Here is a 24,335-nt window from a genome sequence, read left to right as displayed (position 1 = left end):
GAACAATGGAGTTCAAGTTCGAGCGGATCGTCACCGATCGCACCGCGGACGACAAGTCCGTCTTCGCGGACGAGGGGCCCATTCCCGCCGAAACGGTGTTGGGGATCGACTTCCTCAAGCTGTGGGGCACCGGCGAGGGCGTCCCGGAGGTCAGCGCCGGCGGCAACGCGAAGAGCACCTACGAACCGTTCTTCCCCGGCCCGGGCGGCACCCGTTTCATGATCTGCACGTTCCCGCCGGAGGCCACGACCGGGGACGCCGCGGCATTGGCCGAGGCGGAACGTCAGCAGCCCGGCGGCATCGGGGGTGTGTTCGAGGGCGACGACCCGGGCATGCACGTCACCGACAGCGTCGATTACGGCATCCTGCTGGACGGCGAACTCGTCCTCGAACTGGACGACGGCGCCGAGCGGAGGATCACGCCGGGCACCTGCGTCGTGCAGCGCGGCACCCGGCACGCGTGGCGCAACCGCAGCGGGAAACCGGCCACGATGGCTTACATCTACATCGCCGCCGAGCGCAAACCGGCATGAAGACACTCGCGGCGGTAGTGGACGAGAACAGCACCGAGTTCGAACTGCGCACCCTTGAGGTGGACGAGCCCGGCGTGGGCGAGGTGCACGTGAAGTTCGTGGCTTCGGGGCTGTGCCATTCGGATTTCCACATGATCGACGGCGTCGGCGAAGGCAAGCAGCCGGTGCTGGGCGGGCGCAAGCCGATCGTCGTCGGGCACGAGGGCGCCGGGATCGTCGAGTCGGTCGGGCCCGCGGTCACCCGGGTCAAACCGGGGGACCACGTGGTGTGCAGCTTCCAGCCGAGCTGCGGCGTGTGCCGTTACTGCGCGACCGGCCGGGCCAGCCTGTGCGACTGGGGCGCGCTGTCGATGGACGGCGCGTTCCCCGACGGCCGGTTCCGCTACCACGGGGAAGACGGCCGTGACTACGGCAGCATCGCGATGCTGGGCACGTTCTCCCAGCGGGCCACGATGTCCGAGCGGTCAGTGGTCAAGATCGACGACTGGTTGCCGCTCGAGTCGGCGGTGCTCGTGGGCTGCGGGGTGCCGACCGGCTGGGGCACCGCCACCTCGGCGGGAAGCGTCCGGGTCGGCGACACCGTCGTGGTCTACGGCATCGGGGGCATCGGCATCAACGCGGTGCAAGGGGCGGCGTACGCGGGCGCGAAGTACCTGGTCGTCGTGGATCCGGTGGAGTTCAAGCGGGAAACCGCGCTGAAGTTCGGCGCCACGCACGCGTTCGCGTCCCCGGAGGAAGCTGCGGAGAAGGTACGCGAGCTGACCTGGGGCCAGGGTGCCGACCAGGCGCTGGTGACCGTCGGGGTCGTGCACGAGAAGGTCGTGCAGGACGCTTTCGACGTGGTCGGCAAGGGCGGTGTCGTCGTAGTCACCGGCCTGGGCCGTCCGGACGAGCTGACGGTGCACGTGTCCGGCGCGGTGCTGACCAAATGGGAGAAGACGATCAAGGGCTCGATGTTCGGCACCCTGAACCCGCATTACGACATCGTGAAGCTGCTCCGGCTCTACGACGCCGGAAAGCTCAAGCTCGACGAGCTCGCCACCCGCCATTACCGGCTCGAAGAGATCAACCAGGGCTACGCCGACATGGTCAACGGCGAGATCATCAGAGGCGTGATCCTGCACGACCAGTGACCGGTTTCGCGGGTGCCCGCGCGGGCACCCGCGAAACCGCGGCGGTCAGAGGTTTTCGCCGAAGAAGCCGGTCAGCTTCGCGACCGCCGGCGTGACGTGCTCGTCCTTGTCGTAGAGGCTGATGTGGGTCGCGCCGTCGACGACGTAGAGTTCCTTGGGCTCGTCGGCCTTTTCGACCGCTTCGCGGCTGAAGTAGCCGGTGTCGGCGTCCGAGCCGATGATCATCAGCAGCGGCCGCGGAGCGATCAGCTTGATCATCGCGTACGGGTCGAACTGCGCGATCTGGTCGATGCTGCGCAACGGCCACTCGTTCGTGGAGTTGCAGTGCCCGCCGCGAGGTGTGCGGTAGTAGTCCTGTGCCTCGCGGTACAGCGTCGGTGCTTCCTCCAGGCCCTCCGGGCTTTCCGGGGCCCAGTTCTGCGTCACCGGGGCTTCGCCGCGAGCCTCGGCGGTGCGCAGCGCGCCGGCCTGGTCCAGCATCGCCTGCAGGACCTCCGGGCCCTGGGTGCGGCCGAGGCCTTCCGCCAGCAGGCTGCGGATGTCCACGGCGCTGACCGTGGCGACCGCCTTGATCCGGTGGTCGGTCTGCGCGGCGAACGGCACGTAGCCGCCGGACGCGCAGATGCCCAGCGCACCGATGCGAGCGGGGTCGATGTCGTCGCGGGTGGTGAGGCAGGTGACCGCGGCCCGGACGTCTTCGCCGCGCTGGAACGGGTTTTCCAGCCCGCGGGGTTCGCCTTCGCTCTCGCCCTGGTAAGCGGCGTCGAACACCAGCGTCGCGTAGCCCTCGCGGGCCAGGCGCTCGGCGTAGATGCTGGCGGTCTGCTCCTTCACGCCGCCGCCCGGGTGGGACACGACGACCGCGGGAAGCGGCGCGCCGGTGTGGTCGTCGGGGGTGAACAGCAGCCCGGCCAGGCTGAGGCCCGCACTGGGGAAGCGCACGTTCGTCTTCATCAGCTATCGTCTTCTTTCCCTTGTTGCCAAGCGATTTCCGCTGTCTTCGACGATGCCGCGCGGCGCGGGGCCCGACAATGGGCCGATTCCAGCCTGGGACCCAGTTGTCCCAGGGACGGTTTTGGCCGAGGCGAAGTGGCCTGCCCGCTGCGACACTGGTGGCATGAGCAGCGACGGCAACAGCGAACTGGGGCAGTTCCTCAAGGCCCGCCGGGCCGAGGTGAGCCCGAGCGCGGTCGGGCTGCCCGAGACCGGTGCGCAGCGGCGGGTCAAGGGCCTGCGCCGCGAGGAGGTCGCGCTGCTGGCCTCGATCAGTCCCGATTACTACACCCGCATCGAGCAGGGCCGCCGGCAGGCGTCCGCGCCGGTGCTGGACACACTCGCCCGGGTGCTGCGTCTCACCGAAGAGGAACGCGGCTACCTGTTCGAACTCGCCGGCAAGGACGCGGCCCGCCCGCGGCGCCGTTCCGCGCAGAAGGTGCTGCCGGCGCTGCGGCGGATGCTCGACGAGCTGACCACCAGCCCGGCGTTCGTCCTGGGCCGGGGCATGGACGTGCTCGCCTGGAACCGGATGGCCACTGTGCTGCTCGCCGATTTCGAGCGGTTGCCGGAGAAGAAGCGCAACTACCTGTGGCTGCTGTTCTCCGACCCGGTCTTCAAGTCGTTGCACCGGGACTGGGAGCCGATGGCCCGCACCGCGGTGGCGATGCTGCGGATGGAAGCCGGCCGCGACCCGCACGACCAGCGGATGGCCGCGCTGGTGGGCGAGCTTTCCTTGCGGGACGAGGATTTCCGCCGCTGGTGGGGCGATCACCGGGTCACCGCCCGCGACCGCGGCAGCAAGGTGCTCAAGCATCCGGTCGCCGGCGAGCTGACTCTCGACTGGGACGCGCTGACCTGTGCCGCGGATCCGGACCAGCAGCTGGTGGTGTGGACCGCCGAACCGGGCAGCCCGTCTCACGACGGACTGCTGCTGCTGTCCTCCTGGGCCGCCAGCAGCGACCGCTCGGGCGCGGATCGCTGACCGACGCCGATCGCTTGAGCGAAGTACGGTACCTCCCGGAGGTGGTTCACGGTGCCGCTGTGGTTCGAGGATTTCGCGGCGATGGGGGAGGACGACGAACTGGTCTCGCCCGGTCGCACGGTGACTGAAGCGGACGTGGTGTCGTTCGCCGCGACGACCGGGGACTACAACCCGATGCACACCGACGCGGTCGCCGCGGCGGAAGGTCGGTTCGGCGAGCGGGTCGCGCACGGCGCGCTCGGATTGTCGTGGTGCCTCGGCCTCAGCTCGCGCACCGGCGCGTTCGAGGGTTCCGCGCTGGCGTTGCTGGGCATCGAGAACTGGGAATTCCAGGCACCGCTTCGATTCGGCGACACCGTGCACACGAGGGCGCGGGTGATCGGCACGCGGCAGACCGGCCGCGGCGACGCCGGGGCCGTCCGGGTTCGGTACGACCTGGTTACTCAGGACGGCGTCGTCGCGCAGACCGGTGTGATGTCCTATTTGATCCGCAACCGTCCTTAGCTTGCGTGCGGGGCGATCATCACGTGCACCGCGTTCTCGCCCGGTATGCGTCCGGCGAGCGTCTCCACGGCCTGTGCGACGGAGCCGAGGCCGAAGGTGTGGGTGTGCATTTGTTCGAGCGGGTACTTGCCCGCTTCGATCAGCCGGAGCGCGGGCTCGAACGCGCGGATGTCTTGCGACCACAGGCCTTTCACCGTGAGCTCCTTGGTGATGACCGCGTCCGGAAGGAAGCCCGGTACGGTCGCGCCGGAGCCTTTGACCCCGGCCAGTACGACGGTCGCGCCGGGCTTGGCGACGGCGATCGCGTCCACGATGGGCTGAGTCGACACCGCGGTGACGTCCACGACCACGTCAGCTCCTTCGCCGCCGGTGTGCTCGAAGACCGCGGCGACGGTGTCCTCCTCATCGGCGACCACTGTGACGTCCGCGCCGAAAAGCTTGGCCAGCTCCAGTTTGTGCGCGTCGCGGGCCAGGCCGGTCACGATGATCCGGCCGGCGCCGGCGTCGCGCGCGGCGACGACCCCGGCCAGCCCGCGTTGCCCGCAGCCGAGGATCACCACGGTGTCTCCGCTGCGCAGGCCGGAGTCGTGGGCGAACCAGCGGATCCCGGCGGCCACCGGCTGGTAGAGCGCGGCCAGTTCGAGCGGCAGGTTGCCGGAGAGTTTGTGCAGCACGGTGCGCGGGTGCAGGTAGAGGTATTCGGCGTAGCCGCCCCACAGGCTGGGCGTCAGCGCGGTCGGCAGGTAGCCGTAAGCGTTGATCGCCGCGCCGTTGCCGGATCCCTTGCAGCGGCGGTAGGCGCCGGTGAGGCAGGCCCGGCACGAACCGCAGCCGAGCACCGGTTCGACGGCGACCCGGTCTCCGGTGCGCACACCCCAGCGGCGCGCGGCCGCGGGCCCGATCTCGGCGATCGTGCCGATCGGTTCGTGGCCGGGGATGACCGGGTAGGTCACGCCGAGCGCGGCGAATCCGCCGTCGTACTGTTCGACGTCGCTGCCGCACATGCCGCAGGCGTCCACCCGAAGGAGCGCTTCGTCCGGGCCGATCCGGGGCACCTCGAATTCTTCGATCTCGAATCGCCGGTCGGCGACCTGGACCGCGGCGCGGGCTTTCATTTCGCCTCCATGAGGTCTGCGCGGCCGGGGCCGGTGACGAAGTCGGCGTCGCGGCGGGCGCCCTGGACGAAGGCTCCGCTGGCGACGCCGCCCAGTGCCCAGGGCGCGAGCACGGTGGAACCGCTCCAGTCGTGGATCATCTGCCGGTAGGCGATGCGCCAGGTTCCGTCGCGTCGTTCGACGCGGTCGACGTAGCGGCCGCAGAAAACGTTGATCTCGTCCTGGCCGCACTGCTTCTGGAAGGTCAGCACGATCGCCTCGGAGAACGCCCGGTCGCCGTCGACCTCGACCAGGTGGTTGGTCACCGCGTGGGTGGTCCACTCGGTGGTCGCGAGTTTCGCCGCGACGATCCGGTCCGCGAATTCCCGTGCCGGGCCCGCGTCCGCGCCGTGGTTGTCGTAGGCGTCCGGCCAGAACGCCTGCTTGACCAGTTCGGCGTCGCACCGGTCGATGCCGCGGCAGTAGCCGAGCAGCAGGTCGGCGATTTCCTGTTTCGCCGACAGTTCTTCGTGGGTCAGCACGTCAGGACTCCTTCGGGCGAGGCGAGAGTTCGGCGCCGTAGTAGCCCGCGGTCCAGCCGCCGTCGACCGGGATCACGGCGCCGTTGACGAACCGGGCTTGCGGGCCGCACAGGAACACGACCGGTTCGGCGATCTCCGCCGGGCCGCACCAGCGCCGCATCGGGGTGTTCGCGCGGATCGACGCGGTCAGGTCGGCGGAGCCGAAGAACGAACTGGTCATCGGGGTTTCGACGACGCCGGGGGCGACGGCGTTGCACCGGATGCCCTGGTCCCCGCATTCGACGGCGGTGACCTTGGTCAGCATGATCAAGCCGGCTTTGGCGCTGCTGTAGGCGGCGCGGTCGCGGAACGCGGAAAGCCCGGCCATCGAGGCGACGTTGACGATCTTCCCGCCACCCTGCGCGATCATGCCCGGGATCGCCGCGCGCGACAGCACGAACGGGGCTACGAGGTCGATGTCGAGCGTGCGCCGCCACTGCCCGGGAGTGAGGTCGAGCAGCGGCACCACCTCGCGGACCCCGGCGTTGTTGACCAGGATGTCCAGGCCGCCGAAGTGCTCGCGCACCCGGTCCGGCAGTCCGGCGGTCTGCCGGTCGTCGGCGAGGTCGGCCGCGAACGACGCGAGGTCGTCGCCGGGGCCCAAGTCCGCGGCGGTCCGTTCGAGCGCGGCTTCGTCGACGTCGGCGAGCGCGACGCGGATCCCGGCGGCGCGCAGCGCGCGGCAGATTTCCGATCCGATCGCGCCTCCGGCGCCGGTGACGAGTGCGACTTCGCTGTCCGCTGTGCCCATGAAGGCTCCCTTCGTCCCCGCTATTAGTATCATAGTTAGCGGTCTTGACAGCCGCCTCGGGTGGATGCTTATTAGTATAAGAGTTCTCCGAGGAGGTATCGACGTGAACGAACCGAAGGAAGCCTCCGGCGGACCGACGGTGGCGTCCGTGCTGCTGCGCGGGCACCGGGAATTCGCAGACCTGCCCGCGATCCTGGAACGCGACGGGCGCACCGTGTCCTACCGCGAGCTGGGTTCGCTGGCGCGGCGGCTGGTCGGCGGGCTGCGCTCGCTCGGGCTGACCAAAGGCGACCGGGTCGTGGTGCTGACGAAGAACCGGCCCGAATGCTTCGTCCTCGACCACGCGCTGGCGATCGGCGGTTTCGTCCGCGTCGCGCTGAGCTACCGGCTGCATCCGCGCGAAGTGGCCGAGATCGTGACGGACTGCGGCGCCCGTGCGGTGATCGTCGACGGGGAGCGCTTGGCCGAGATCGGCGCAGTGGTGGGCGGAACGCTCGTAGCGCTCGACGAACCCGCCGGGGACGCGGTGCCGTTCAAGGAACTGTTCCCGGAGCGGGAGGCGGAACCGGCGGAGATCTGGCCGGGCGACCTCGCGTGGATGCCCTACACCTCGGGCACCAGCGGGAAGCCGAAAGGCGTGGTGCACACGCACGAGAGCCTGCTGTCGATCATCCGGAACGTGCTGGTGGAGCTGCCCGGCGCGGCGAGTTCCGACGTGCTGGCGCACACCGCGCCGCTGACCCATCTCAGCGGATACGCGATGCTGGCGTACTTCATGCGCGGCGCGAGCCAGCTCGCGCTCGGCCGGTTCGACGCCGAGGAACTCGCCGGGCTGGTGGAGCAGCACCGGGTGACCGTGCTGCCGCTGGTGCCGACGATGATCAACCTGATGCTGCCGGTGCTGGAATCCGGCAAGCACGACGTGTCGAGCGTGCACACGGTGCTCTACGGCGGCTCGCCGATCGCGCCGGACCGGCTCGCCCGTGCGATCGCTGTGCTGGGCCCGGTGTTCGTGCAGTCCTACGGGCTCACCGAGATGCCGTGGTCCTCGTGGCTGCCGAAGCAGGATCACCTTTTCGACCCTGGCGGCGAGCTGCCGCCCCGGCTGGGCTCGGCGGGCCGGGTGAGCCCGTTCATCGAGATGCGGCTCGTGGACGCTTCCGGGCAGCCGGTCGCGGACGGCGAGCCGGGCGAGATCCAGCTGCGCGGGGACGCGGGGATGGCCGGGTACTGGAACTTGCCGGAGGAGACCGCGGAGACGATCCTCGACGGCGGCTGGATCGCGACCGGCGACGTGGGCCGGATGGCCGGCGGGTTCCTGCGGATCGTGGACCGCAAGAAGGACATGATCGTCAGCGGCGGGTTCAACGTGTACCCGACCGAGGTGGAGAACGCGATCTACACGCTGCCCGGCGTCGCGGAGGTCGCGGTTGTCGGCGTTCCGGACGACCGGTGGGGCGAGACGGTGCGCGCGGTGGTGGTCCCGCGCCCGGGAGCGGCGGTGACCGCGGCGGAGGTCGAGCAGGTCTGCCTCGACACGATCGCCGCCTACAAACGGCCGCGCACGGTGGAATTCGTCGACGAACTGCCCAAGACCGGCACCGGGAAGATCATGCGCCGAGAGCTGAAGGCGCGGTACTGGGCGGGCCGAGACCGGCTGGTCAACGGATGACGGGCGACGGGAAAGGAACCTCCGCGATGCACGACGCGTTCGCGACGACAGTGCGTGCCGCGGTCCGGGACGCGAACGTGCCCACGCTGCTGATGGTCCTGGTGCAGCTCACCGGCGACCGGCGGTGGCTGGAAGCGCCGTACCGGCCGACCCGCGGGCGCGGGCTGGACGAGAACGACACCGGCGGCCTGCCCGAGCAGGTGCAGGACGAGATCCGCCGAGCCGCCGCCGACGCGATCGTCGCCTGGCGCCACGGGAAACCCGTGGCTCTGCCGGATCCGGGCGAGGATCTGCTGACCCGGATGCTTTCGGTCGCGATGGGCGAGTCCGTTCCGGCCGAGTACGGCCCGATGATCGCCGACGACCTGGGAATCGCCACGCGCGGCGAGGATCCGGTGCACGAGACGGCAGCGCCCGCGGGCTTCAGCGCGATCGTCGTGGGCGCCGGGATCTCCGGCCTGCTGGCCGCGCACCGGCTCGGCGCCGCGGGGGTGGAGTGCACCGTGGTGGAGAAGGACGACCGCGTGGGCGGCACCTGGTGGCACAACCGCTATCCGGGATGCGGCGTGGACGTGCCGAGCCACCTCTACTCGTACTCGACCGTCGTGGCGGACTGGCCGCGCTACTACGCCTCCCGCGACCAACTGCACGACTATCTCGAAGACGTCGCCGACCAATGGCGGCTGCGCGAGCGCATCCGACTGTCCACAGTGGTCCTTTCCGCCGCCTGGGACGAGCCGGCGCGAATGTGGACTGTCGAGGTCGAAGGACCGCAAGGACGGGAAACGCTCCGCGCCAACATCTTGATCAGCGGGGTCGGCGCGTTCGGCACGCCGAAGCTCCCGGACCTGCCCGGGCTGGCCGATTTCGCCGGGGAGTCGTGCCACACCGCGCAGTGGCCGGAAGGGCTCGACCTCGCGGGAAAACGAGTCGGCGTGATCGGCAACGGAGCGAGCGCCATGCAGGTGGTGCCCGCGATCGCCGGCACGGCCGCGTCGCTGACGCTGTTCCAGCGGTCGGCGCACTGGGTGGCGCCGTTCGCGAAGTTCCAGCAGGACATCCCCGAACCGGTCCGGTTCCTGCTGCGCGAAGTCCCGCTTTACCGGTTCTGGTACCGGCAGCGGCTCGCCTGGGTGCTCAACGACACGCTCTACGAGTCCCTGCAACGGGATCCGGAGTGGCCGCATCCGGAGCGGTCGATCAACGCGATCAACGACGGGCACCGCCGGTTCTTCACCCGGTACCTGGAAGGCGAACTGGCCGGACGGCCGGATCTGATCGAGAAGGCCACCCCGGACTACCCGCCGTTCGGCAAGCGCATCCTGCTCGACAACGGCTGGTACCGCACGCTGCGCCGCGACGACGTCGAACTGGTCACCGACCCGATCGAGCGGATCCTGCCGACCGGCGCGCGGCTGAAATCGGGCCGCGAGACCGAGTTCGACGTGCTGATCTTCGCGACCGGTTTCGACGTGGTGCGGTTCCTGGCGTCGTTCGAGGCGACCGGACGGGACGGGCGGACGCTGCGCGAGGTGTGGGACGACGATGACGCGCAGGCCTACCTCGGCACCGCGATTCCGGGGTTCCCGAACCTGTTCTGCCTGTACGGTCCGAACACCCAGGCCGGGCACGGCGGCAGCCTGATCTTCTACCTCGAATGCCAGATGCGGTACGTGCTCAGCCTGCTGGACCGGATGGGCCGCGCGGGCGTGACGGCCGCCGACTGCCGCCCGGAGGTCAGCGAGAAGTACAACGCCGAGGTCGCCGCGGCGCACGAGCGGATGATCTGGACGCACCCGGGCATCACGACCTACTACCGCAACTCGCGCGGCCGGGTCGTGGTGAGCAATCCGTGGCGGGTGCTCGACTGGTGGCGGATGACCAAGGAAGCCGACCTGGCGGATTACCGGATCGACGGTCCGGCGGAAGGACGACGATGAGCAAGCGGTTCGACGGAAAAGTGGCGATGGTCAACGCGGCGGCCGGAGCCGGGATCGGCGGGGTGGTCGCGCGGCGGCTGCTCGCCGAGGGCGCGCGCGTGGTCGTCACCGACCTGAGCGCCAAGCGGCTGGACCGGCTCCGCGACGAGTTGAGCGCGGCGGCGGGCGAGGAGAACGTGCTCGCCCGAGCGCTGGACGCGGCGGACGAAGCAGGCGTACAGACATTGTTCGCCGACGTCACGGATACCTTCGGGCAGCTCGACGTGCTGGTCAACAGCGTCGGGCTCAACCAGCTCGCACCGTTTCCGGACACCAGCCTGGACAACTGGAACCGGGTGCTGTCCACGTCGTTGACGGCACACTTCCTGCACGCCCGCGCGGCCTGGCCGTTGCTGCGGCAGTCGGCTTCCCCGGCGATCGTGAACGTGTCTTCGCTCGCGGCGGAATCCCCGGCGCCGTTCGGCGAAGTCGCTTACGCAGCGGCGAAAGCCGGGGTGCTCGGCCTCACCCGGGCGCTGGCCAAGGAGGGCGCGTCCAGCGGCATCCGGGCGAACGCGGTGATGCCGGGTCTCATCTGGAACGACAGCCTCACGAAAGCCGTCGCGGCGGACTACGTCCAGGCGTACCGCGACGTGCAGCCGCTGGGCCGCGACGGCGAACCGGACGAGGTCGCCGACGTGATCCTGTTCCTCGCCTCGCCCGACAGCAGGCATGTCACCGGCCAGACGATCCGGGTCGCCGCCTGATGCCGGAAATCCCGCTCCCGCCCGAACTTCTGGAGTTCCAGCGGACTCTCGTGCCTCCCGCCGCGGGCAACGCGAAGGAACTCCTCGCTTCGTTCGACGCCTACACCAACCAGGCCATGCCCGACGTGGGCGGGATCGAGCTGAAGGTTCCCCTTCGCGAGGCGAATGGCTGGCAGGTCACTGCCGACATCTACCGGCCCTTGGGCGAACCGCCGTTCCCGGTGCTGGTGTACCTGCACGGCGGCGCGTGGGTGCTGGGCGCGCCGGCCACCCACCGGCGCTTGGCCGCGGACCTCGCGACGCTCGGCCTGCTGACCGTGGTCGTCGGCTACCGGCGCGCGCCCCGGCACCGCTTCCCGGCCGCGGTCGAGGACACGCTGCACGCGGTCGCCTGGGCTCGCCAGGCGGCGGCGAGGTTCGGGGGAGACCCGGACCGGCTGCTGCTCGGCGGGGACTCGGCGGGCGCGAACCTCGCGGCGGCGGCACTGGCGACCGGAACCGCCGGCCCGGTCGAGGCCGCTTTGCTCTGCTACGGCATCTACGACGTCCAGCGGTCGCTGCCGGTGGTGGCGCATCTGGTCGGCGGACGCGACCCGGACACCCAGCTTTACCTGGAGCCCGACGACGCGCGGCAGCTGCTCGACGACCCGCGGCTGCACCCCGAACGGCACTGCGCCGGGTTCCCGCCCAGCCTGGTCCTCGTCGGCGACCAGGACCCGCTGCTCGGCGAATCCCGCTCGCTCGCCGAGCGGCTCGCCGCCGCCGAAGTGCCGCACGAGCTCGCGGTGATCGCCGGGGCCCCGCACGGATTCCTCCAGCTGCCCACCCGCGCCGGACACGCCGAAGGCTTGAGCCGGATCGCCCGGTTCCTGGCCGCCCGCGGACTCGCCGTCCGGCCCGGGGCCCCGGCTCAGGGCCGATAACCGGTACACTAGTTGTCACGGCGCGAGCGGGGAGGGAAGCCATGACGGCGACGGAGCCGACGATCCGCCGGGGCTCGCTGCCCGCGAGCACCGCGCGGCGGATCGTGCGGGACTTCCTGGCGCGAGGGCTCGAACCGGGCGACGCGCTCGCGGACGAGGCGACGCTGATCGAGCGGTACGGCGTCTCGCGCGGCACGTTGCGGGAATCGTTGCGGCTGCTCACTTTCCTGGGTGCGGTCGTGGTCAAGGCGGGCCCGCGCGGCGGGCCGCGGCTGGTGACTCCCGGTCCGTCGGTGGTCGGCAGCGCGCTGGGCATGGTGGTGCAGTTCCGCGGGGCGACGCTGCGCACGGTGTTCGAATCGCGGCTGGCGATCGAACCCGAGGTGGCAGCGCTGGCCGCTGCCCACCGCAAAGACGCCGATCTGGAACTGCTGGACGATTCCGTCGCGGCGCTGCGTTCGGCGCGCCGCAAGCGGGGCCCGGAGTTCGCGGCGCACAGCGGCCGTTACCACCTGCGGGTGGCGGAGGCCTCGCACAACGACGTGCTGGCCGCCATCGTGCCCGCGCTGGCGGTGATGACCACGACGGTGCCGTGGCGGTTTCCCAAAGGCAGCCGCGACGAGCTGACCGACCGGATCACGACCGTCGTGGACGCGATCCGCGCGGGCGACGGCGCGTCGGCCCGGGCGATCACGCACGTGATGATCAAGTCGGTGGTGGACGGACTGCAGAAGGACCAGCCCGCGAGCCTGGAAAGCCGGATCCTGTGGCCGGACGTGGACGAGGTCCTCTCGGGAGACCGCGAGCCGTGATCGCCTGCGGGCGGTATCGGTCCGGATCGGCGCCGTCGACGCGAGTGCGGCGACGAGCACGATCGTGAGATGCGCGGCCGGGGCAGCACGGGCTTTCCCGCGCCACCGGCTCAGGCGGCGGCGAGGAAGTCGATCAGGTGGGTGGTGAAGACGTCGTTGTCGTCGCCGGCGACCATGTGCCCGGCGTGGACTTCCTCGAACCGGGCGGACGGGACGAGCTTGCGGAGGTCTTCGACGCTTTCCGCGGTGACGACGTCGGATTCGCTGCCGCGCACGAGCATGGTGGGGATCCGCAGGGCACGGGCGGCGGCGGCGAGCCGGTCGGCTTCGGTGTTGCGGCTGGGTTCGTCGCCGAAGTCGAGGAATTTCGGGTCCCAGTGCCAGTACCAGCGGCCGTTTTCCCGTTGCCGGACGTTCTTGCGCAGCCCGTCGAGGTTGCGCGGGCGGCGGCGGTGCGGGTTGTAGGCGTGGATGGCGTCGGCGACCTGGTCGAGCGAGGCGAATCCGTCGGGGGCGCCGGCCATGAAGTCGATGATGCGGGCTCGGCCGGCGGTCGAGATCCGGGGTGCGACGTCGACCAGGACGAGTCCGGCGGCGCATCCGGGGCGTTCCCCGGCGGCGGACAGGGCGGTGATGCCGCCGAGCGAGGCTCCGACGAGCACGGGGGCTTCGGGCAGTTCGTCCAGCACTGTGCAGAGGTCGGCGACGAAGGCGTCGAGGGTGTAGCGGCCGTCGGGGGCCCATGCGCTGTCCCCGTGCCCGCGGGCGTCGAGGGAGAGGGTCGTCCAGCCGCTGCGGGCGACGCGTTCGGCGGCCTTGCCCCAGGAATGCCGGGTCTGGCCGCCGCCGTGCAGGAAGACCACCGTTCCGCGTGCGGCGCCGTCGGGGACGCGGCGGTCCCCGACGAGGCGGACGCCGTTGTTGGGGAAGGACACCGGCTCGTGCCGGACGTTCGGCGCGGGCACGCGCACTCCGTTCTCTCGATGCATCAGGAATATAATATATTAACCTGCGGTCCGGGAAAAACCGGCCCTCGATTCAGGGCATTTCAACGGGGCCGCGGTCACAGGCCTGCCTCGTGCCTGCGCCGGTACACCGGGTCTTGCTGGTCGCGGCGATGCTGTGCCCAGTCCGGTTTGATCGGCGGGACGGTCCCGGTGAACAGCCGGGTGGCTTCGAAGACGGTGTCGCGGTGCGCGATTCGCCAGTGCCCGTCGCGTCGTTCGGCGCGGTCGACGTACCGGCCGAACATGGAGATCTGGACCGTGCCGGTTCCGTTTTGAACGCCGTATGCCGCTTGGGCTTGCGGCCCGAGCGTGTGCGCGGTCATGAAGTAGGTCTCGGCCAGAGCGATGTCGGGGGAAGCGAATTCGATGTGGCACTGGCCGAGGAAGTGCATGACCTGGGGGATGTCGCCGACCCGGTCGGTCACGTATCCGATCAGGCCGTCGACGTCGCCTTGGTAGTCGCCGTGGTCGTCGTAGGCGTCCGGGTGGTAGACCTCGCGCAGCGCGGCTGTGTCCATCCGGTCGACGGCACGGGCGTAGCGGGCCATCAGCCCGCGGATTTCCTCGCGGTCGAGCAGCTGCTGGATCCGGTCGTCCATTCCTTGTCCTTTCCGGCCGTCACCGGGTGAAGTAGTCGCCGAGGTCCGGATGCCGGGTCATCGCCCAGTAGTCGACGCCGCGCCACGGCAACGCGTTCACCACACGGCCGCGGGCATTGCGGTACCAGTTGGTCGTTCCGGGGTGTGTCCAGACGAGCTGTTCGTGTTCCGCGTCGACCCGGGCGGAGTATGCGGCGGCCGCGTCAGGGCGGACTTCGGCCGCTTCGAGCCCCTCTTCGGCCATGCGCATGATCATCTGCACGGCGTAGTGCGCGGCGCACTCGGCCACGAAGATCGCGCTGCCGCCGTGTGCGGGTGTGGTCTGCGGTCCGCCGACGATGAACAGGTTGGGAAAATTCGGGACGGTGATGCCGAGGTAGGCGTCGGCGTCGTCGTCGCCCCACGCGTCGCGCAGCGTGGTGCCGTCGCGTCCGGTGAGCTCGAGGGTCGCGAGCATCTTGCGGGACTGGAACCCGGTCGCGAACACGACGACGTCGGCTTCGTGCAGCGCCCCGTCCGCGGTGCGCAGGTGCTTCTCGTCGAGGCCGGTCACTCGCTGGGGGACCAGCACGACGTCGTCGCGGCGGACCGTGGCGATCCATTCGTTGTCCATGAGGATCCGCTTGCTGTAGGGCGGATAGTCCGGCACCACGACGTCGCGCAACTGGGCCGCGTCGTCGCCGAGCTGCTCTTCCATGGCGCGGGCGATGAACGCGCGGTGCCGGTCGTTGGCGGCGTTGACCGCGCGCTCCGGGTGCGGCCACTCCGGGTCCCGTTTGAGGGTGGCGAGCAGCTTGTCCTGGAACTGCCAGACCAGGCGCAGCCGGTAGAACGCCGCGTAGTACGGGACGTGCTCCATCAGCAGCCGCACCTCCTCGGACACCGGGCGCAGGTAGTTGCCGTTCGGCACGACCCACTGCGGGGTCCGTTGGAAGACGACGGTTTCCTTGGCCCGGTCCGCGATCGCGGGGACGATCTGCATCGCGGTGGCGCCGGTGCCGACCACTGCGACGCGTTTGCCCGCGAGGTCGACGGAGTGGTCCCAGCGGGCCGAATGGAACGCGGGGCCGGCGAAGTCTTCGCGACCGGGAAGGTCGGGGATCACCGGCTGGTTCAGGCTGCCGACGCAGCTGATCACGGCGGTGGCGACGAGTTCGGAGCGTTCCCCGCCCGGTCCTTCGAGGTCGACCAGCCACCGGCTGCGCGCGTCGTCCCAGCGCGCCGCGCGGACCTGTGTCGCGAAGCGGACCGACCGGACCACGTCGAACTGTTCGGCGACCTCGGCGAGGTAGGCCTGCACCTCGGGTTGCTTGGCGTAGTAGCGGCTCCACTCGGGCTTCGGCGCGAAGGAGTAGCAATAGAGGTGCGCGGGAGTGTCGACGCCGGCCCCGGGATAGGTGTTTTCGTGCCAGACGCCGCCCACCGCTTGGTTCTTTTCCACGACGGTGAACGGGATGCCGAGCCTGCGCAACTGCACGACGGTCGCGATCCCGGCCGCTCCCGCGCCGATGACCAGCACGTGCAGCCGGTCGGCCGCCGCCGGACGCCCGGCGCGCCAGGAAAGGCCTCCGCGCGGCCGGAAATTGCCTTCCTCGGCCATCGACGGCCCGTATTCGGCGGGGACCTGCTCGCCGAGCGACTGGCTCAGCAAGCCGACCAGGCGGTCGTCCGAGGGCGGAGCGGGCGCTTCGGCGCGTCCGGCGAGCACGGGGCGCAGGACGTCGAACGCCGCCGCGAAGATCTCCTCCCGGATTTCTTCCGGCAGCCCGGCGGTGTCGTTGTCGTCGAGCGCGACCGTCCGGGTGGGACGGAACCGGCCTTCCAGCCAGCCGTCGTTTCCGGTGAGCTGCGCCAGAACCAGCTGCAGGGTCGGCAGGTTGGCGGCCCGGATCGCGGCTCGCAGTTCGCGGTCGGCCGGGGTGCGGGGTCGGGTCTGCTTGTCCATCAGTCTCTCTCGGTCCGGCGCCGCGGCGCGGGCGGATGCGTCAGCTGCCGACACGGCGTTCCTCCCCGGCCCAGTACCCGGAGCGGATGCGGTGCCGCTGGATCTTGCCGGAGCCGGTTTTCGGGAGTGCGTCGACGAAATCGACCGAACGCGGCCGCTTGTACGCGGCGATCCGCTCCCGGCAGACCCGGTCGATGTCCTCGGTGCTGACGCGGTGCCCGTCGCGGACGACGACCACGGCCTTCACCGATTCGCCCCAGCGCTCGTCCGGCACGCCTACGACGGCGACCTCGTCGACCCCGTCCAGCACCGCGATGGCGTTCTCGATCTCGGCCGGGAACACGTTGAACCCGCCGGAGACGATCATGTCCTTCTTGCGGTCCACGATGTGCAGGAAGCCGTCCCGCATGCGGCCGACGTCCCCGCTCGCGGCCCACCCGTCGGGCAGGAGGACGTCCGCGGTGGCTGCGGGCCGGTTCCAGTAGCCCAGCATCGTGGTGTCGCCGCGCGCCTGGATCTCGCCTTCTTCTCCCTCGGCCGCGTCGCGCCCGTCCGGGGTGCGGAGCCGGATTTCGACGAACGGGTTGATCCGCCCGGCCGAGGCCAGCCGCTCCGGCGGCGGTCCGGCGGGGTCGAACCGGTGGCTGTGCTTGGACAGGGAGGCGAGCGGGAACGGGATCTCGGTGAGCCCGTAGGCCTGGAGGAAGACGTCGCCGAGGTGGCCGACCAGCCGGGCCAGGCGGCTCGGTGCGATCGCGGAGCCGCCGTAGATGACGGTGTGCAGGGTGCTGGTGTCCCACTGCGCCGCGTCGAGTTCGGGCAGGAGCATGTTGAGCATCGTGGGGACCATCGGCAGCACAGTCACCCCGAGTTCGGACACCGCGCGCAGCGTCTGCGCGGCGTCGAATTTCGGCACGCAGACATGGGTCGCGCCGCGCAGCGTGTAGGGGACCGAGAGATAGCCCGACAGGTGGGTCAGCGGCGCGACGTGCAGGACGACGTCGTCCTGTTCGATCGCGTCGAGTTCGACCATCAGGTTGCGGGCGCAGGCCAGCACGCTGCGATGGCTGAGCATCACGCCCTTCGGTTCGCCGGTGGTGCCCGAGGTGTAGGGCATCCACGCGAGCTGCTCGGTCGTGACCGCTGGGGATTCCGCCTCGGGGTGGTCCAGCAAGGCGGCGAACCGCAGCGCCGAGGAGGTGCGCGGCTCGTCCACCGCTACCACCGGGATGTCCAGCCCCGCCTCGGCGAAGGCTTCGGCGAGCCCGGCTTCGCGTTCGTCGTCGACGAACGCGACGACCGGAGTGCAATCCCGGGCGATGGCGGCCACTTCGCGGCTGTGCAGCCGGTAGCTGAGCGCCACTCGCACGAATCCGCCCGCCGCGAGGGCATGGTCGATCACGATGCTTTCCGGGCGGTTCTTCATCAGGACGATCGCCCGGTCGCCGGGGGCAGCGCCGAGCGATCCGAGGCCGCCGGCGAGCCGGCGGGCCCGGGAGCCGAGTTCCGCGTAGGTGCACCGCCGGCCGTCGAGGCCGATGATCGCGGTGGAGCCGGCGTGGCGCCGGTACACCTCGGCGAACGCCGACGTGAGGGTCGCGGTGACCCGCCGAGGTTCCGCCTCGGCGGTGGCCAGTGGTGCTTCGTTGCCCATGGCTGGACCTTTCTCGGATATTCCGGTGAGTTCGCGGGGCGGTCAGGCCATCGTCAGGCCGCCGCTGACGCTGAGCGTCTGGCCGGTGATGAAGCCGGCCTCGTCACCGGCCAGGAACACCACCGCGTTCGCCACGTCCGCGGGGACGCCGACCCGGCCCAGCGGGATGGCGCGCACGAGGGCGCTGCGGAGTTTTTCGCCCGCGAAGGAGGCGAGCAGGGGAGTGTCGGTCGGCCCCGGGCAGACACAGTTGACCCGGACCCCGCTGCGCGCGAGTTCCCGCGCGGTGGTCTTGGTGAACGCGATGATCCCGCCCTTGGCGGCGGAGTAAACCGCTTCGCCGGACGATCCGACCCGGCCGGCGTCGGACGCGATGTTCACGACCGAACCCGCGCCCTGCTCGGCCATGACGGGCAGCACGGCGCGCGAAGTGTGCAGGACGCCGTAGAGATTGACCCGGACGATCCGGTCCCAGTCGTCCGGATCGGACTCCACGAACGGACCGGCCTTGTCCCACCCGGCATTGTTCACCAGCACGTCGATCCGGCCGAACCGGTCGAGGACCGAAGCGATCAGCGTGTCCACCGATGCGCGCGAACCCACGTCGGCCCGCGCCCCGACCGCGGCGCCGCCCAACGCGTCGGCGGTCGCCTCGGCGGCGTCCTGGTCCAGGTCCGCCGCGATCACGGTCGCGCCGGCCGCCGCCGCGCGTTCGGCGATCGCCCTGCCGATCCCGCGCCCGGCACCGGTGACGACGAAGATCTTGTCCGCCAACGCATCCATCTTCCGCTCCTTCCGGCTCCGGCGGGGCAGCACAGCCGGAGCGCCTATAACTAGTATCAGAGTTATAAGGGCTCCGGCAAGCGCGCGGCACCTGCGGCCGGGCACTGCCGGCGCGGATTGCGCACCTATGCGGACCAAGCCTGGGGGTGTCAGTTCGCCTGGCGTGCGGTGCCAGGTTCGGGTTCCTGGCGCCGCACGCTCCGCCTGCCTCGAATGCCTGCTGCGCAGTGGGCGAGGAACGCGCCGAGGGCGTCGTCGATGGGTTCGCCTTGTCCTGTCGGTACGCGTCCTGGGCCGAAGTGCTCAGTGAAAGCGTCGCCCAAGTCGTCGATCGTTACAGCTGACGCCTGCGCTCGCCAAGTGCCCGCAGTTCGGCCGGACCGGGGGGTCAGAACTTGTTCCGCCCCAGCGAACTTCGCACCGTAGCGAAACTACTCAGAGCAGTCTGGCCTTCTTTCAAAGCGACCGCTGTCGCGGGTGCCCCAAAAATTGCCGATGCAGTGAAGAGAATAGTTGAGTGAATTCACTTAATGGCATCCATGCAAGTACTTCGGAAACACTCGGTTGCGAGCGGGACTCAAAATAGTCGGACGGCAAAATATGGACGCTCGGACCGGTCTGCCGGGTATTGCGCGAGTGTCCACTGTGGAGTTTCGCGGTCATGTGCCGATCGGAATCGCGGGCGTCCTGGGTGCGTTCGCGCGGCCGGGCAGATCGGGCTGTTTCACCGCTGGGGACGGCGCGGCGCTTTGGCGGTGCCTGGCCGGCGCTATATCCGCTGGCCAGGCACCACTCTGAGGCGTTTTTCCCGTGCGCGGTTCGCCCGCGGCAGGGCGCGGATCCCGTGAGCTTTAGCCGCGGCTTGCCGGTCTGTCGCCCAGTACGGGGCAAGTGTTCGGGATCAGCGCTCGGCGTTAGTTGGCTTTCCGGTCAGCCCACCACTTCTGCCCGGCCTCGGGCAGCGTCTGGATCGGGTCGTAGTACGGGTACTTCCGCTGCAACGCCTCCGGGTCCTCGTGCTCGATCCCGGTCCGGTAGTTCTTGGTCCAGTAGGAAATCCCCAGATCACGGTCGTACTCGGCGAGCTGGTGCACCCACCGCTTCCCGACGTAAGGAACGTCGCACACGATCCGCGGCGTCGCGTATCCGGGCAGATATCCCATGATCGAATGCTGCAATTCCTGCGCTTCATGCACAGAAACCCGCCAGTGCTCAGCATTGGGAATCATGTCGCACATATAGAAATAGTAGGGCAGGATATTGGCCTCGCCCTGCAATGCGAAGCAGAGATCCAAAAGCGCCGCCGGAGTGGCGTTGACCCCGCGCATCAGCACGCCCTGATTCCGCACATCCCGCACTCCGACCTGCAATGCCGTCCGCGCGGCCTCCGCCACCAGCGGCGTCACCGACTGCGCGTGGTTCACGTGCGTGTGAATGGCCAGGTTCACCCCGCGTGCCTGCGCCGTCAGAGCGACCCGCTGCAAGCCTTCGGTCACCTTCGGCTGGAGCCAGTGCTGCGGGAGCGCCGCGAGGGCCTTCGTGGCGAGGCGGATGTCGCGGACGGTCTCGATGTCCATCAGGCGCATCAGGAAGGACTCCAGCTGCGGCCACGGCACGTTCGCCACGTCGCCGCCGGAGACGACCACGTCGCGGACTCCGGGGGTGCGCTTCAGGTAGTCGATCATGGCGTCCTGGCGGTCCACCGGCTTGAGCGCGAGCTTGTGCTTCTCGACCTGTTCGGTCGAGTTGCCGACGAGGTCCATCCGGGTGCAGTGCCCGCAGTACTGCGGGCAGGTCGAGATCATCTCGGCCAGCACCTTCGTCGGGTAGCGGTGGGTGAGCCCCTCGACCACCCACATCTCGGCCTCGTGCAGCGAGTCGCGTTCGGCGTGCGGGTGGCTGGGCCACACCGGGTGCCGGTCGCTGCGCACGGGAAGCATGTAGCGGCGGATCGGGTCGGCGTAGAACGCCTCGGTCACCTTCGCCGGGTCGGTGCCCGCGTGCGGGGCCATCGTGTTGATCATCTGCGGCGGCAGCAGCATCGACATCGTGGCCATCTCGCGCTGGTCGGCGACCAGGTCCTCGTAGAACCGGTCCTCCAGCAGGTCGCCCATGAGGGCGCGCAGCTGTTTGACGTTGCGCACGCAGTGCACGCGCTGCCACTGGGCGTCCCGCCACTCTGCTTCGGTCACGTCGTGCCAGCCGGGGAAGCGGCGCCAGTCGGGTTCGGCCAACTCGGCGCGGACGTACTCGTATGGCTGGTCGAAGGCGGCGGCAGTCGGCACAGGTTCCTGGATCGCAGTCATCTGTACTCCTAGTCGTCGGGAACGCGTGAAAATATCCTGCCATAACGTTAGTCGACCGTAAATCTTTCTGCACGATGACCCGGTCTGCCCTGCTCGGAGGACCAGGCGGGAGACTCGGGGAGTGAACGACAGCACCACGCTCCTGCTCGGCGGCCGCGTCTACACCCCGTCCTCGCCCGACGCGACCGCGATGGCGGTTTCCGGCGGCACCGTGGTGTGGGTCGGCCAGGACGCTCCGGCCCGCGCGCTGCATCCGGACGCCGAGGTCGTCGACCTGGGCGGGGCGTTCGTCGCACCGGCGTTCGTGGACGCGCACGTGCACGCCACCTCGACCGGCCTGCACCTGACCGGACTCGATCTGACCGCCGTCCGCAGCTCCGCCGAACTGCTCGCCGCGGTGCGCGGCGCTGTCGTTCCCGGGCAGGTCCTGCTCGCGCACGGCTGGGACGAGTCGTCCTGGACCGAGCAGCGGCTGCCGAGCCGCGCCGAGCTGGACGCCGCCGCCGGGGACACTCCCGTCTACCTGAGCCGCGTAGACGTCCACTCCGCCCTGGTGTCGAGCGCGCTCGTCAAAATCGCGCCCGGCGTCGAGTCGGCCGCCGGATGGTCCGCGGACGGCCCGCTCACCCGCGCCGCCCACCACCTCGTCCGCGGCGCGGCCCGGGACGCGGTCACCCGGACGCAGCGCCAGGCAGCCCAGCGCGCCTTCCTCGCCACGGCCGCCGCGCGCGGGATCGTGTCGGTGCACGAATGCGCGGGCCCGGACATCTCCGGCGAGGAAGACTTCGCCGACCTCCTCGCGCTCGCCGACCCGACACTGCCCGAGGTCGTCGGCTACTGGGGCCAGCTGAACGCCCTCGACACCGCCCGCCGCCTCGGCGCACACGGCGTCGCCGGAGACCTTTTCGTGGACGGGGCCCTCGGCTCCCGCACCGCCGCGCTCACCGCGCCGTACTCCGACGAGCCCAGCACCTCCGGCTCCCTCTACGCCGACGCCGCCGTCATCGCCGACCATCTCGTCGCCTGCACCGAAGCGGGGCTGCAGGCGGGCTTCCACGTCATCGGCGACGCCGCCGTCGGCGAGGTGATCGAGGGCTTCCGGCTGACCGAGAAGCAGGTCGGACAGCGTCCCCTCGCCGCGCGGCACCACCGGCTGGAGCACCTGGAGATGGTCACTCAGGACCAGGCGCGCGCCCTCGCCGGATGGGGCGTCGTCGCATCCGTGCAGCCGCTGTTCGACGAAGCCTGGGGCGGCGGCTCCGGCATGTACTCCGAACGGCTCGGCGACCGGGCGGCAGCGCTGAACCCCTTCGCGCAGCTCGCCGCCGAGGGGGTCGTGCTCGCCTTCGGCAGCGACGCCCCGGTGTGCGCGGTCGACCCGTGGGCGGCGGTCCGCGCGGCCGTGCACCACCACACACCCGAAGCGCGGCTTTCCGCCCGTGCCGCGTTCACCGCGCACACGCGCGCCGGACACCGCGCGGCGGGCGTCAACGACGGCGTGACCGGCAGTCTCGTCCCCGGCGCGCCCGCGCACTACGCGATCTGGGACGCGGCCGACCTCGTCGTCGCCACAGCGGACAGCCGCGTGCAGCGCTGGTCCACCGACCCGCGTTCGGGCGTGCCGCCGCTGCCGAGGCTGGAGCCGGGCACGCCGCTGCCGCGCTGCCTGCGCACGGTCCGCGGCGGCACGGTCATCTACGACGAGTTCACACCGGCCGCTTAGAGTTCCGGGTGTGGCAGTGAGCGTGGCGGACGCCGATTCGGGCGTTTCGCACAAGACCAAGCGAAAGCGGGCGTGGAAGCCGTGGCTCGCGCGCGTCCTGGCGACGGCGGCGACGGGCTACGGCTACTACCTCAGCTTCGCGCCGCGCCCGCTGTGGTGGCTGGCCCCGATCGCGTTCGCCGCGTTCGCGCTGCTCCTTCGCGGGCGGTCGTTCCGCGGCGCGTTCGGGTACGGCTTCGTGTTCGGCATGGCGTTCTTCGTGCCGCTGCTGGTGTGGCTGCAGGACTTCCTCGGCCGCGACTTCGGGCCCTTGCCGTGGCTGGCGCTGTCGTTCGCGCTGTCGCTCTACTTCGGACTCGCCGGATGGCTGATCCGGGTCGTGGCGCGGCTGCCGCTGGCGCCGCTCTGGGGCGCGCTGGTGTTCATCGCGCTGGAGACGCCGCGCACGTGGTTCCCGTTCGGCGGGTTCCCGTGGGGCCGGGTCGCGTTCAGCCAGCCCGAGGGCGCGTTCCTGTCGCTCGCGTCGGTCGGCGGCGCGCCGCTGGTCGGTTTCGCCGTCGTGCTCACCGGTTTCGGCCTAGCCGCGGTCGTCGCCCGGCTCTGGCGCACGCGCAAAGCCTGGGACCGCGCGCTGGTCTGGCCTGCCGTGCTCACCGTGCTTCCCGCCGCGGCCGGGCTCGCGATGTGGCCGACGATCGGCGCCGAGGCGCAGAACGGTTCGCTCACCGTCGGCTCCGTGCAGGGCAACGCTCCGGACATCGGCCTCGCTTTGCAGGGACAACGCGGCGTGCTGCGCTCGAACGCCCTCGCCGAAAGCGCCCGGCTGCTGCAGAAGGTCCAATCAGGACAGGCGCCGAAGCCGGATCTGCTGCTGTGGCCGGAAACCTCGACCCCGCTCGACGGCGACGACCCGGGCGTCGACCAGATGGTGTCGGCTTTCGGGGCCCCGGCGATCATCGGCGCGCTCGTGCGCACCCCGGACGGGGCGGCGGAGAACTCCGCGGTCGTCTGGGATCCGAACACCGGCCCGGGCCAGCGTTACGTCAAGCAGGATCTGGTGCCGTTCGGCGAATACGTGCCCGCGCGCGCCGTCGCGCGGCTGGTGACGCCGTTCATCGACGACACCCGCGACATGCGTCCCGGCGACGGCTCCAACGCGGCGCTGTCGGTCGCGGGGACGAAGATCGGCGTGTTCATCTGCTACGAATCGGCGTTCGACGCTCCCGCTCGCGACGCGGCCAATGCGGGCGGCGAACTGCTCGTCGTGCCGACCAACAACGCGTGGTACGGGCCGGGGGAGATGAGCTACCAGCAGCTGGCGATGGCGCGGCTGCGCGCGGTCGAGCACGGGCGCGCGGTGGTGGTGTCGGCGGTCTCCGGGGTGAGCGCGTTGGTCGCCCCGGACGGGACGATCACCAGCTCCACCGGGCTTTTCACGGCGGATGCCCTGGTCGGGCGCGTGCCGCTGCGCACGCAGACTACGCTGTCGGATCGAATCGGTGCGTGGACGGAGTACGGACTGCTGGCGTTGGCGATCGCGGGTGTCGCCGGCGGGTTCGTGCTCCGTTTTCGCACCCGGCGCAGTACCGGCAAGACAGTGACAACGGGGACCACAGCAGGGGAAGCGGCGGGCTGATCCGCCGGATGCGGA

Annotated in this window: 21 protein-coding genes; 11 read left to right on the top strand and 10 right to left on the bottom strand. The window is 70.4% G+C overall.

The genetic code is table 11. From position 1 onward, the window contains the following. Window positions 1-5: 5 nt before the first annotated feature. Both L3Q65_RS13420 and L3Q65_RS13415 read left to right on the top strand, forming a co-directional pair. Window positions 6-533 carry a cupin domain-containing protein gene (locus L3Q65_RS13420; RefSeq protein ID WP_237599821.1) on the top strand — a complete coding sequence of 176 codons (528 nt, stop codon included), beginning with the start codon at window positions 6-8 and terminating at the stop codon, window positions 531-533. Continuing rightward, a complete protein-coding gene (locus L3Q65_RS13415; protein WP_237599820.1) occupies window positions 530-1,666 on the top strand; it encodes an NDMA-dependent alcohol dehydrogenase in 1,137 nt (378 codons plus the stop codon). The genes L3Q65_RS13420 and L3Q65_RS13415 overlap by 4 nt, the downstream gene beginning before the upstream one ends. 45 nt (window positions 1,667-1,711) lie before the next feature. Here the strand turns inward: L3Q65_RS13415 and L3Q65_RS13410 are convergent, their stop codons facing one another. Beyond that, window positions 1,712-2,620: an alpha/beta hydrolase gene (locus tag L3Q65_RS13410; RefSeq protein WP_237599819.1), complete on the bottom strand. Its 909-nt coding sequence runs from the start codon at window positions 2,618-2,620 to the stop codon at window positions 1,712-1,714. Between the two features lie 163 nt (window positions 2,621-2,783). Here L3Q65_RS13410 and L3Q65_RS13405 point away from each other — a divergent pair, with 163 nt between their 5' ends. Both L3Q65_RS13405 and L3Q65_RS13400 read left to right on the top strand, forming a co-directional pair. After that, on the top strand, window positions 2,784-3,644 hold the full coding sequence (locus tag L3Q65_RS13405) for a helix-turn-helix domain-containing protein (protein WP_237599818.1): 861 nt from the start codon (window positions 2,784-2,786) through the stop codon (window positions 3,642-3,644). A gap of 51 nt (window positions 3,645-3,695) precedes the next feature. Then, window positions 3,696-4,148, top strand: coding sequence for a MaoC/PaaZ C-terminal domain-containing protein (locus L3Q65_RS13400; RefSeq protein WP_237599817.1), 453 nt, complete (start codon window positions 3,696-3,698; stop codon window positions 4,146-4,148). Here the strand turns inward: L3Q65_RS13400 and L3Q65_RS13395 are convergent. From L3Q65_RS13395 to L3Q65_RS13385, 3 genes are read right to left on the bottom strand one after another with little or no spacing between them, the layout of a single operon-like run. Next, the gene (locus L3Q65_RS13395; protein WP_237599816.1) at window positions 4,145-5,263 is read right to left on the bottom strand and encodes a zinc-binding dehydrogenase; all 1,119 of its coding nucleotides are present in this window, start codon (window positions 5,261-5,263) and stop codon (window positions 4,145-4,147) included. The genes L3Q65_RS13400 and L3Q65_RS13395 overlap by 4 nt on opposite strands. After that, on the bottom strand, window positions 5,260-5,784 hold the full coding sequence (locus tag L3Q65_RS13390) for a nuclear transport factor 2 family protein (RefSeq protein ID WP_237599815.1): 525 nt from the start codon (window positions 5,782-5,784) through the stop codon (window positions 5,260-5,262). Before L3Q65_RS13390 ends, L3Q65_RS13395 begins: the two co-directional genes overlap by 4 nt. Before the next feature lies 1 nt (window position 5,785). Continuing rightward, window positions 5,786-6,574: an SDR family NAD(P)-dependent oxidoreductase gene (locus L3Q65_RS13385; RefSeq protein ID WP_237599814.1), complete on the bottom strand. Its 789-nt coding sequence runs from the start codon at window positions 6,572-6,574 to the stop codon at window positions 5,786-5,788. Window positions 6,575-6,677: 103 nt separating this feature from the next. Between L3Q65_RS13385 and L3Q65_RS13380 the strand changes: the two genes are divergently transcribed. Genes L3Q65_RS13380 through L3Q65_RS13360 form a run of 5 tightly spaced genes read left to right on the top strand, consistent with a single transcriptional unit; the run spans window position 6,678 to window position 12,667 of the window. Then, window positions 6,678-8,246 (top strand): class I adenylate-forming enzyme family protein, encoded by a 1,569-nt coding sequence (locus L3Q65_RS13380; protein WP_237599813.1) that lies wholly within the window; start codon window positions 6,678-6,680, stop codon window positions 8,244-8,246. A 26-nt stretch (window positions 8,247-8,272) separates the two neighbouring features. Then, window positions 8,273-10,186, top strand: coding sequence for an NAD(P)/FAD-dependent oxidoreductase (locus L3Q65_RS13375; RefSeq protein WP_237599812.1), 1,914 nt, complete (start codon window positions 8,273-8,275; stop codon window positions 10,184-10,186). Then, window positions 10,183-10,932, top strand: a complete 750-nt coding sequence (locus L3Q65_RS13370) for an SDR family NAD(P)-dependent oxidoreductase (RefSeq protein ID WP_237599811.1) — start codon at window positions 10,183-10,185, stop codon at window positions 10,930-10,932. The genes L3Q65_RS13375 and L3Q65_RS13370 overlap by 4 nt, the downstream gene beginning before the upstream one ends. After that, window positions 10,932-11,855 (top strand): alpha/beta hydrolase, encoded by a 924-nt coding sequence (locus L3Q65_RS13365; RefSeq protein WP_237599810.1) that lies wholly within the window; start codon window positions 10,932-10,934, stop codon window positions 11,853-11,855. Before L3Q65_RS13370 ends, L3Q65_RS13365 begins: the two co-directional genes overlap by 1 nt. Window positions 11,856-11,896: 41 nt before the next feature. After that, a complete protein-coding gene (locus tag L3Q65_RS13360) occupies window positions 11,897-12,667 on the top strand; it encodes a FadR/GntR family transcriptional regulator (protein ID WP_237599809.1) in 771 nt (256 codons plus the stop codon). Window positions 12,668-12,777: 110 nt separating this feature from the next. Here L3Q65_RS13360 and L3Q65_RS13355 read toward each other — a convergent pair whose 3' ends face one another. The 6 genes from L3Q65_RS13355 to L3Q65_RS13330 form a co-directional block, all read right to left on the bottom strand. Then, window positions 12,778-13,656, bottom strand: coding sequence for an alpha/beta fold hydrolase (locus L3Q65_RS13355; protein ID WP_237599808.1), 879 nt, complete (start codon window positions 13,654-13,656; stop codon window positions 12,778-12,780). A gap of 74 nt (window positions 13,657-13,730) precedes the next feature. Continuing rightward, on the bottom strand, window positions 13,731-14,273 hold the full coding sequence (locus tag L3Q65_RS13350) for a nuclear transport factor 2 family protein (RefSeq protein WP_237599807.1): 543 nt from the start codon (window positions 14,271-14,273) through the stop codon (window positions 13,731-13,733). Between the two features lie 19 nt (window positions 14,274-14,292). After that, on the bottom strand, window positions 14,293-16,218 hold the full coding sequence (locus L3Q65_RS13345) for an NAD(P)/FAD-dependent oxidoreductase (protein WP_237599806.1): 1,926 nt from the start codon (window positions 16,216-16,218) through the stop codon (window positions 14,293-14,295). 40 nt (window positions 16,219-16,258) lie between these two features. Beyond that, complete coding sequence (locus L3Q65_RS13340) at window positions 16,259-17,872, bottom strand: class I adenylate-forming enzyme family protein (RefSeq protein WP_237599805.1); 1,614 nt, start codon at window positions 17,870-17,872, stop codon at window positions 16,259-16,261. Between the two features lie 42 nt (window positions 17,873-17,914). After that, a complete protein-coding gene (locus tag L3Q65_RS13335) occupies window positions 17,915-18,655 on the bottom strand; it encodes an SDR family NAD(P)-dependent oxidoreductase (protein ID WP_237599804.1) in 741 nt (246 codons plus the stop codon). A gap of 914 nt (window positions 18,656-19,569) precedes the next feature. Next, window positions 19,570-20,961: a KamA family radical SAM protein gene (locus tag L3Q65_RS13330; RefSeq protein WP_182889281.1), complete on the bottom strand. Its 1,392-nt coding sequence runs from the start codon at window positions 20,959-20,961 to the stop codon at window positions 19,570-19,572. Window positions 20,962-21,082: 121 nt separating this feature from the next. On the opposite strand from L3Q65_RS13330, the gene L3Q65_RS13325 reads away from it, so the two are divergent. Further along, complete coding sequence (locus tag L3Q65_RS13325) at window positions 21,083-22,684, top strand: amidohydrolase (RefSeq protein ID WP_237599803.1); 1,602 nt, start codon at window positions 21,083-21,085, stop codon at window positions 22,682-22,684. 10 nt (window positions 22,685-22,694) lie between these two features. Next, window positions 22,695-24,320 (top strand): apolipoprotein N-acyltransferase, encoded by a 1,626-nt coding sequence (gene lnt, locus L3Q65_RS13320; RefSeq protein ID WP_237599802.1) that lies wholly within the window; start codon window positions 22,695-22,697, stop codon window positions 24,318-24,320. Window positions 24,321-24,335 lie beyond the last annotated feature (15 nt).

Source organism: Amycolatopsis sp. FU40 (assembly GCF_021903635.1).
Classification (GTDB): Bacteria; Actinomycetota; Actinomycetes; order Mycobacteriales; family Pseudonocardiaceae; genus Amycolatopsis; species Amycolatopsis dendrobii.
Note: the sequence above shows the minus strand (reverse complement) of the source record. Positions and strands in the feature narration are given on the sequence as shown.

Excerpts from the sequence above, each read along its gene's own strand:
- L3Q65_RS13420 (WP_237599821.1), top strand. The coding sequence starts at position 6 with ATGGAGTTCAAGTTCGAGCGGATCGTCACCGATCGCACCGCGGACGAC.
- L3Q65_RS13415 (WP_237599820.1), top strand. The coding sequence starts at position 530 with ATGAAGACACTCGCGGCGGTAGTGGACGAGAACAGCACCGAGTTCGAA.
- L3Q65_RS13410 (WP_237599819.1), bottom strand. The coding sequence starts at position 2,620 with ATGAAGACGAACGTGCGCTTCCCCAGTGCGGGCCTCAGCCTGGCCGGG.
- L3Q65_RS13405 (WP_237599818.1), top strand. The coding sequence starts at position 2,784 with ATGAGCAGCGACGGCAACAGCGAACTGGGGCAGTTCCTCAAGGCCCGC.
- L3Q65_RS13395 (WP_237599816.1), bottom strand. The coding sequence starts at position 5,263 with ATGAAAGCCCGCGCCGCGGTCCAGGTCGCCGACCGGCGATTCGAGATC.
- L3Q65_RS13385 (WP_237599814.1), bottom strand. The coding sequence starts at position 6,574 with ATGGGCACAGCGGACAGCGAAGTCGCACTCGTCACCGGCGCCGGAGGC.
- L3Q65_RS13375 (WP_237599812.1), top strand. The coding sequence starts at position 8,273 with ATGCACGACGCGTTCGCGACGACAGTGCGTGCCGCGGTCCGGGACGCG.
- L3Q65_RS13370 (WP_237599811.1), top strand. The coding sequence starts at position 10,183 with ATGAGCAAGCGGTTCGACGGAAAAGTGGCGATGGTCAACGCGGCGGCC.
- L3Q65_RS13365 (WP_237599810.1), top strand. The coding sequence starts at position 10,932 with ATGCCGGAAATCCCGCTCCCGCCCGAACTTCTGGAGTTCCAGCGGACT.
- L3Q65_RS13360 (WP_237599809.1), top strand. The coding sequence starts at position 11,897 with ATGACGGCGACGGAGCCGACGATCCGCCGGGGCTCGCTGCCCGCGAGC.
- L3Q65_RS13355 (WP_237599808.1), bottom strand. The coding sequence starts at position 13,656 with ATGCATCGAGAGAACGGAGTGCGCGTGCCCGCGCCGAACGTCCGGCAC.
- L3Q65_RS13350 (WP_237599807.1), bottom strand. The coding sequence starts at position 14,273 with ATGGACGACCGGATCCAGCAGCTGCTCGACCGCGAGGAAATCCGCGGG.
- L3Q65_RS13345 (WP_237599806.1), bottom strand. The coding sequence starts at position 16,218 with ATGGACAAGCAGACCCGACCCCGCACCCCGGCCGACCGCGAACTGCGA.
- L3Q65_RS13340 (WP_237599805.1), bottom strand. The coding sequence starts at position 17,872 with ATGGGCAACGAAGCACCACTGGCCACCGCCGAGGCGGAACCTCGGCGG.
- L3Q65_RS13335 (WP_237599804.1), bottom strand. The coding sequence starts at position 18,655 with ATGGATGCGTTGGCGGACAAGATCTTCGTCGTCACCGGTGCCGGGCGC.
- L3Q65_RS13330 (WP_182889281.1), bottom strand. The coding sequence starts at position 20,961 with ATGACTGCGATCCAGGAACCTGTGCCGACTGCCGCCGCCTTCGACCAG.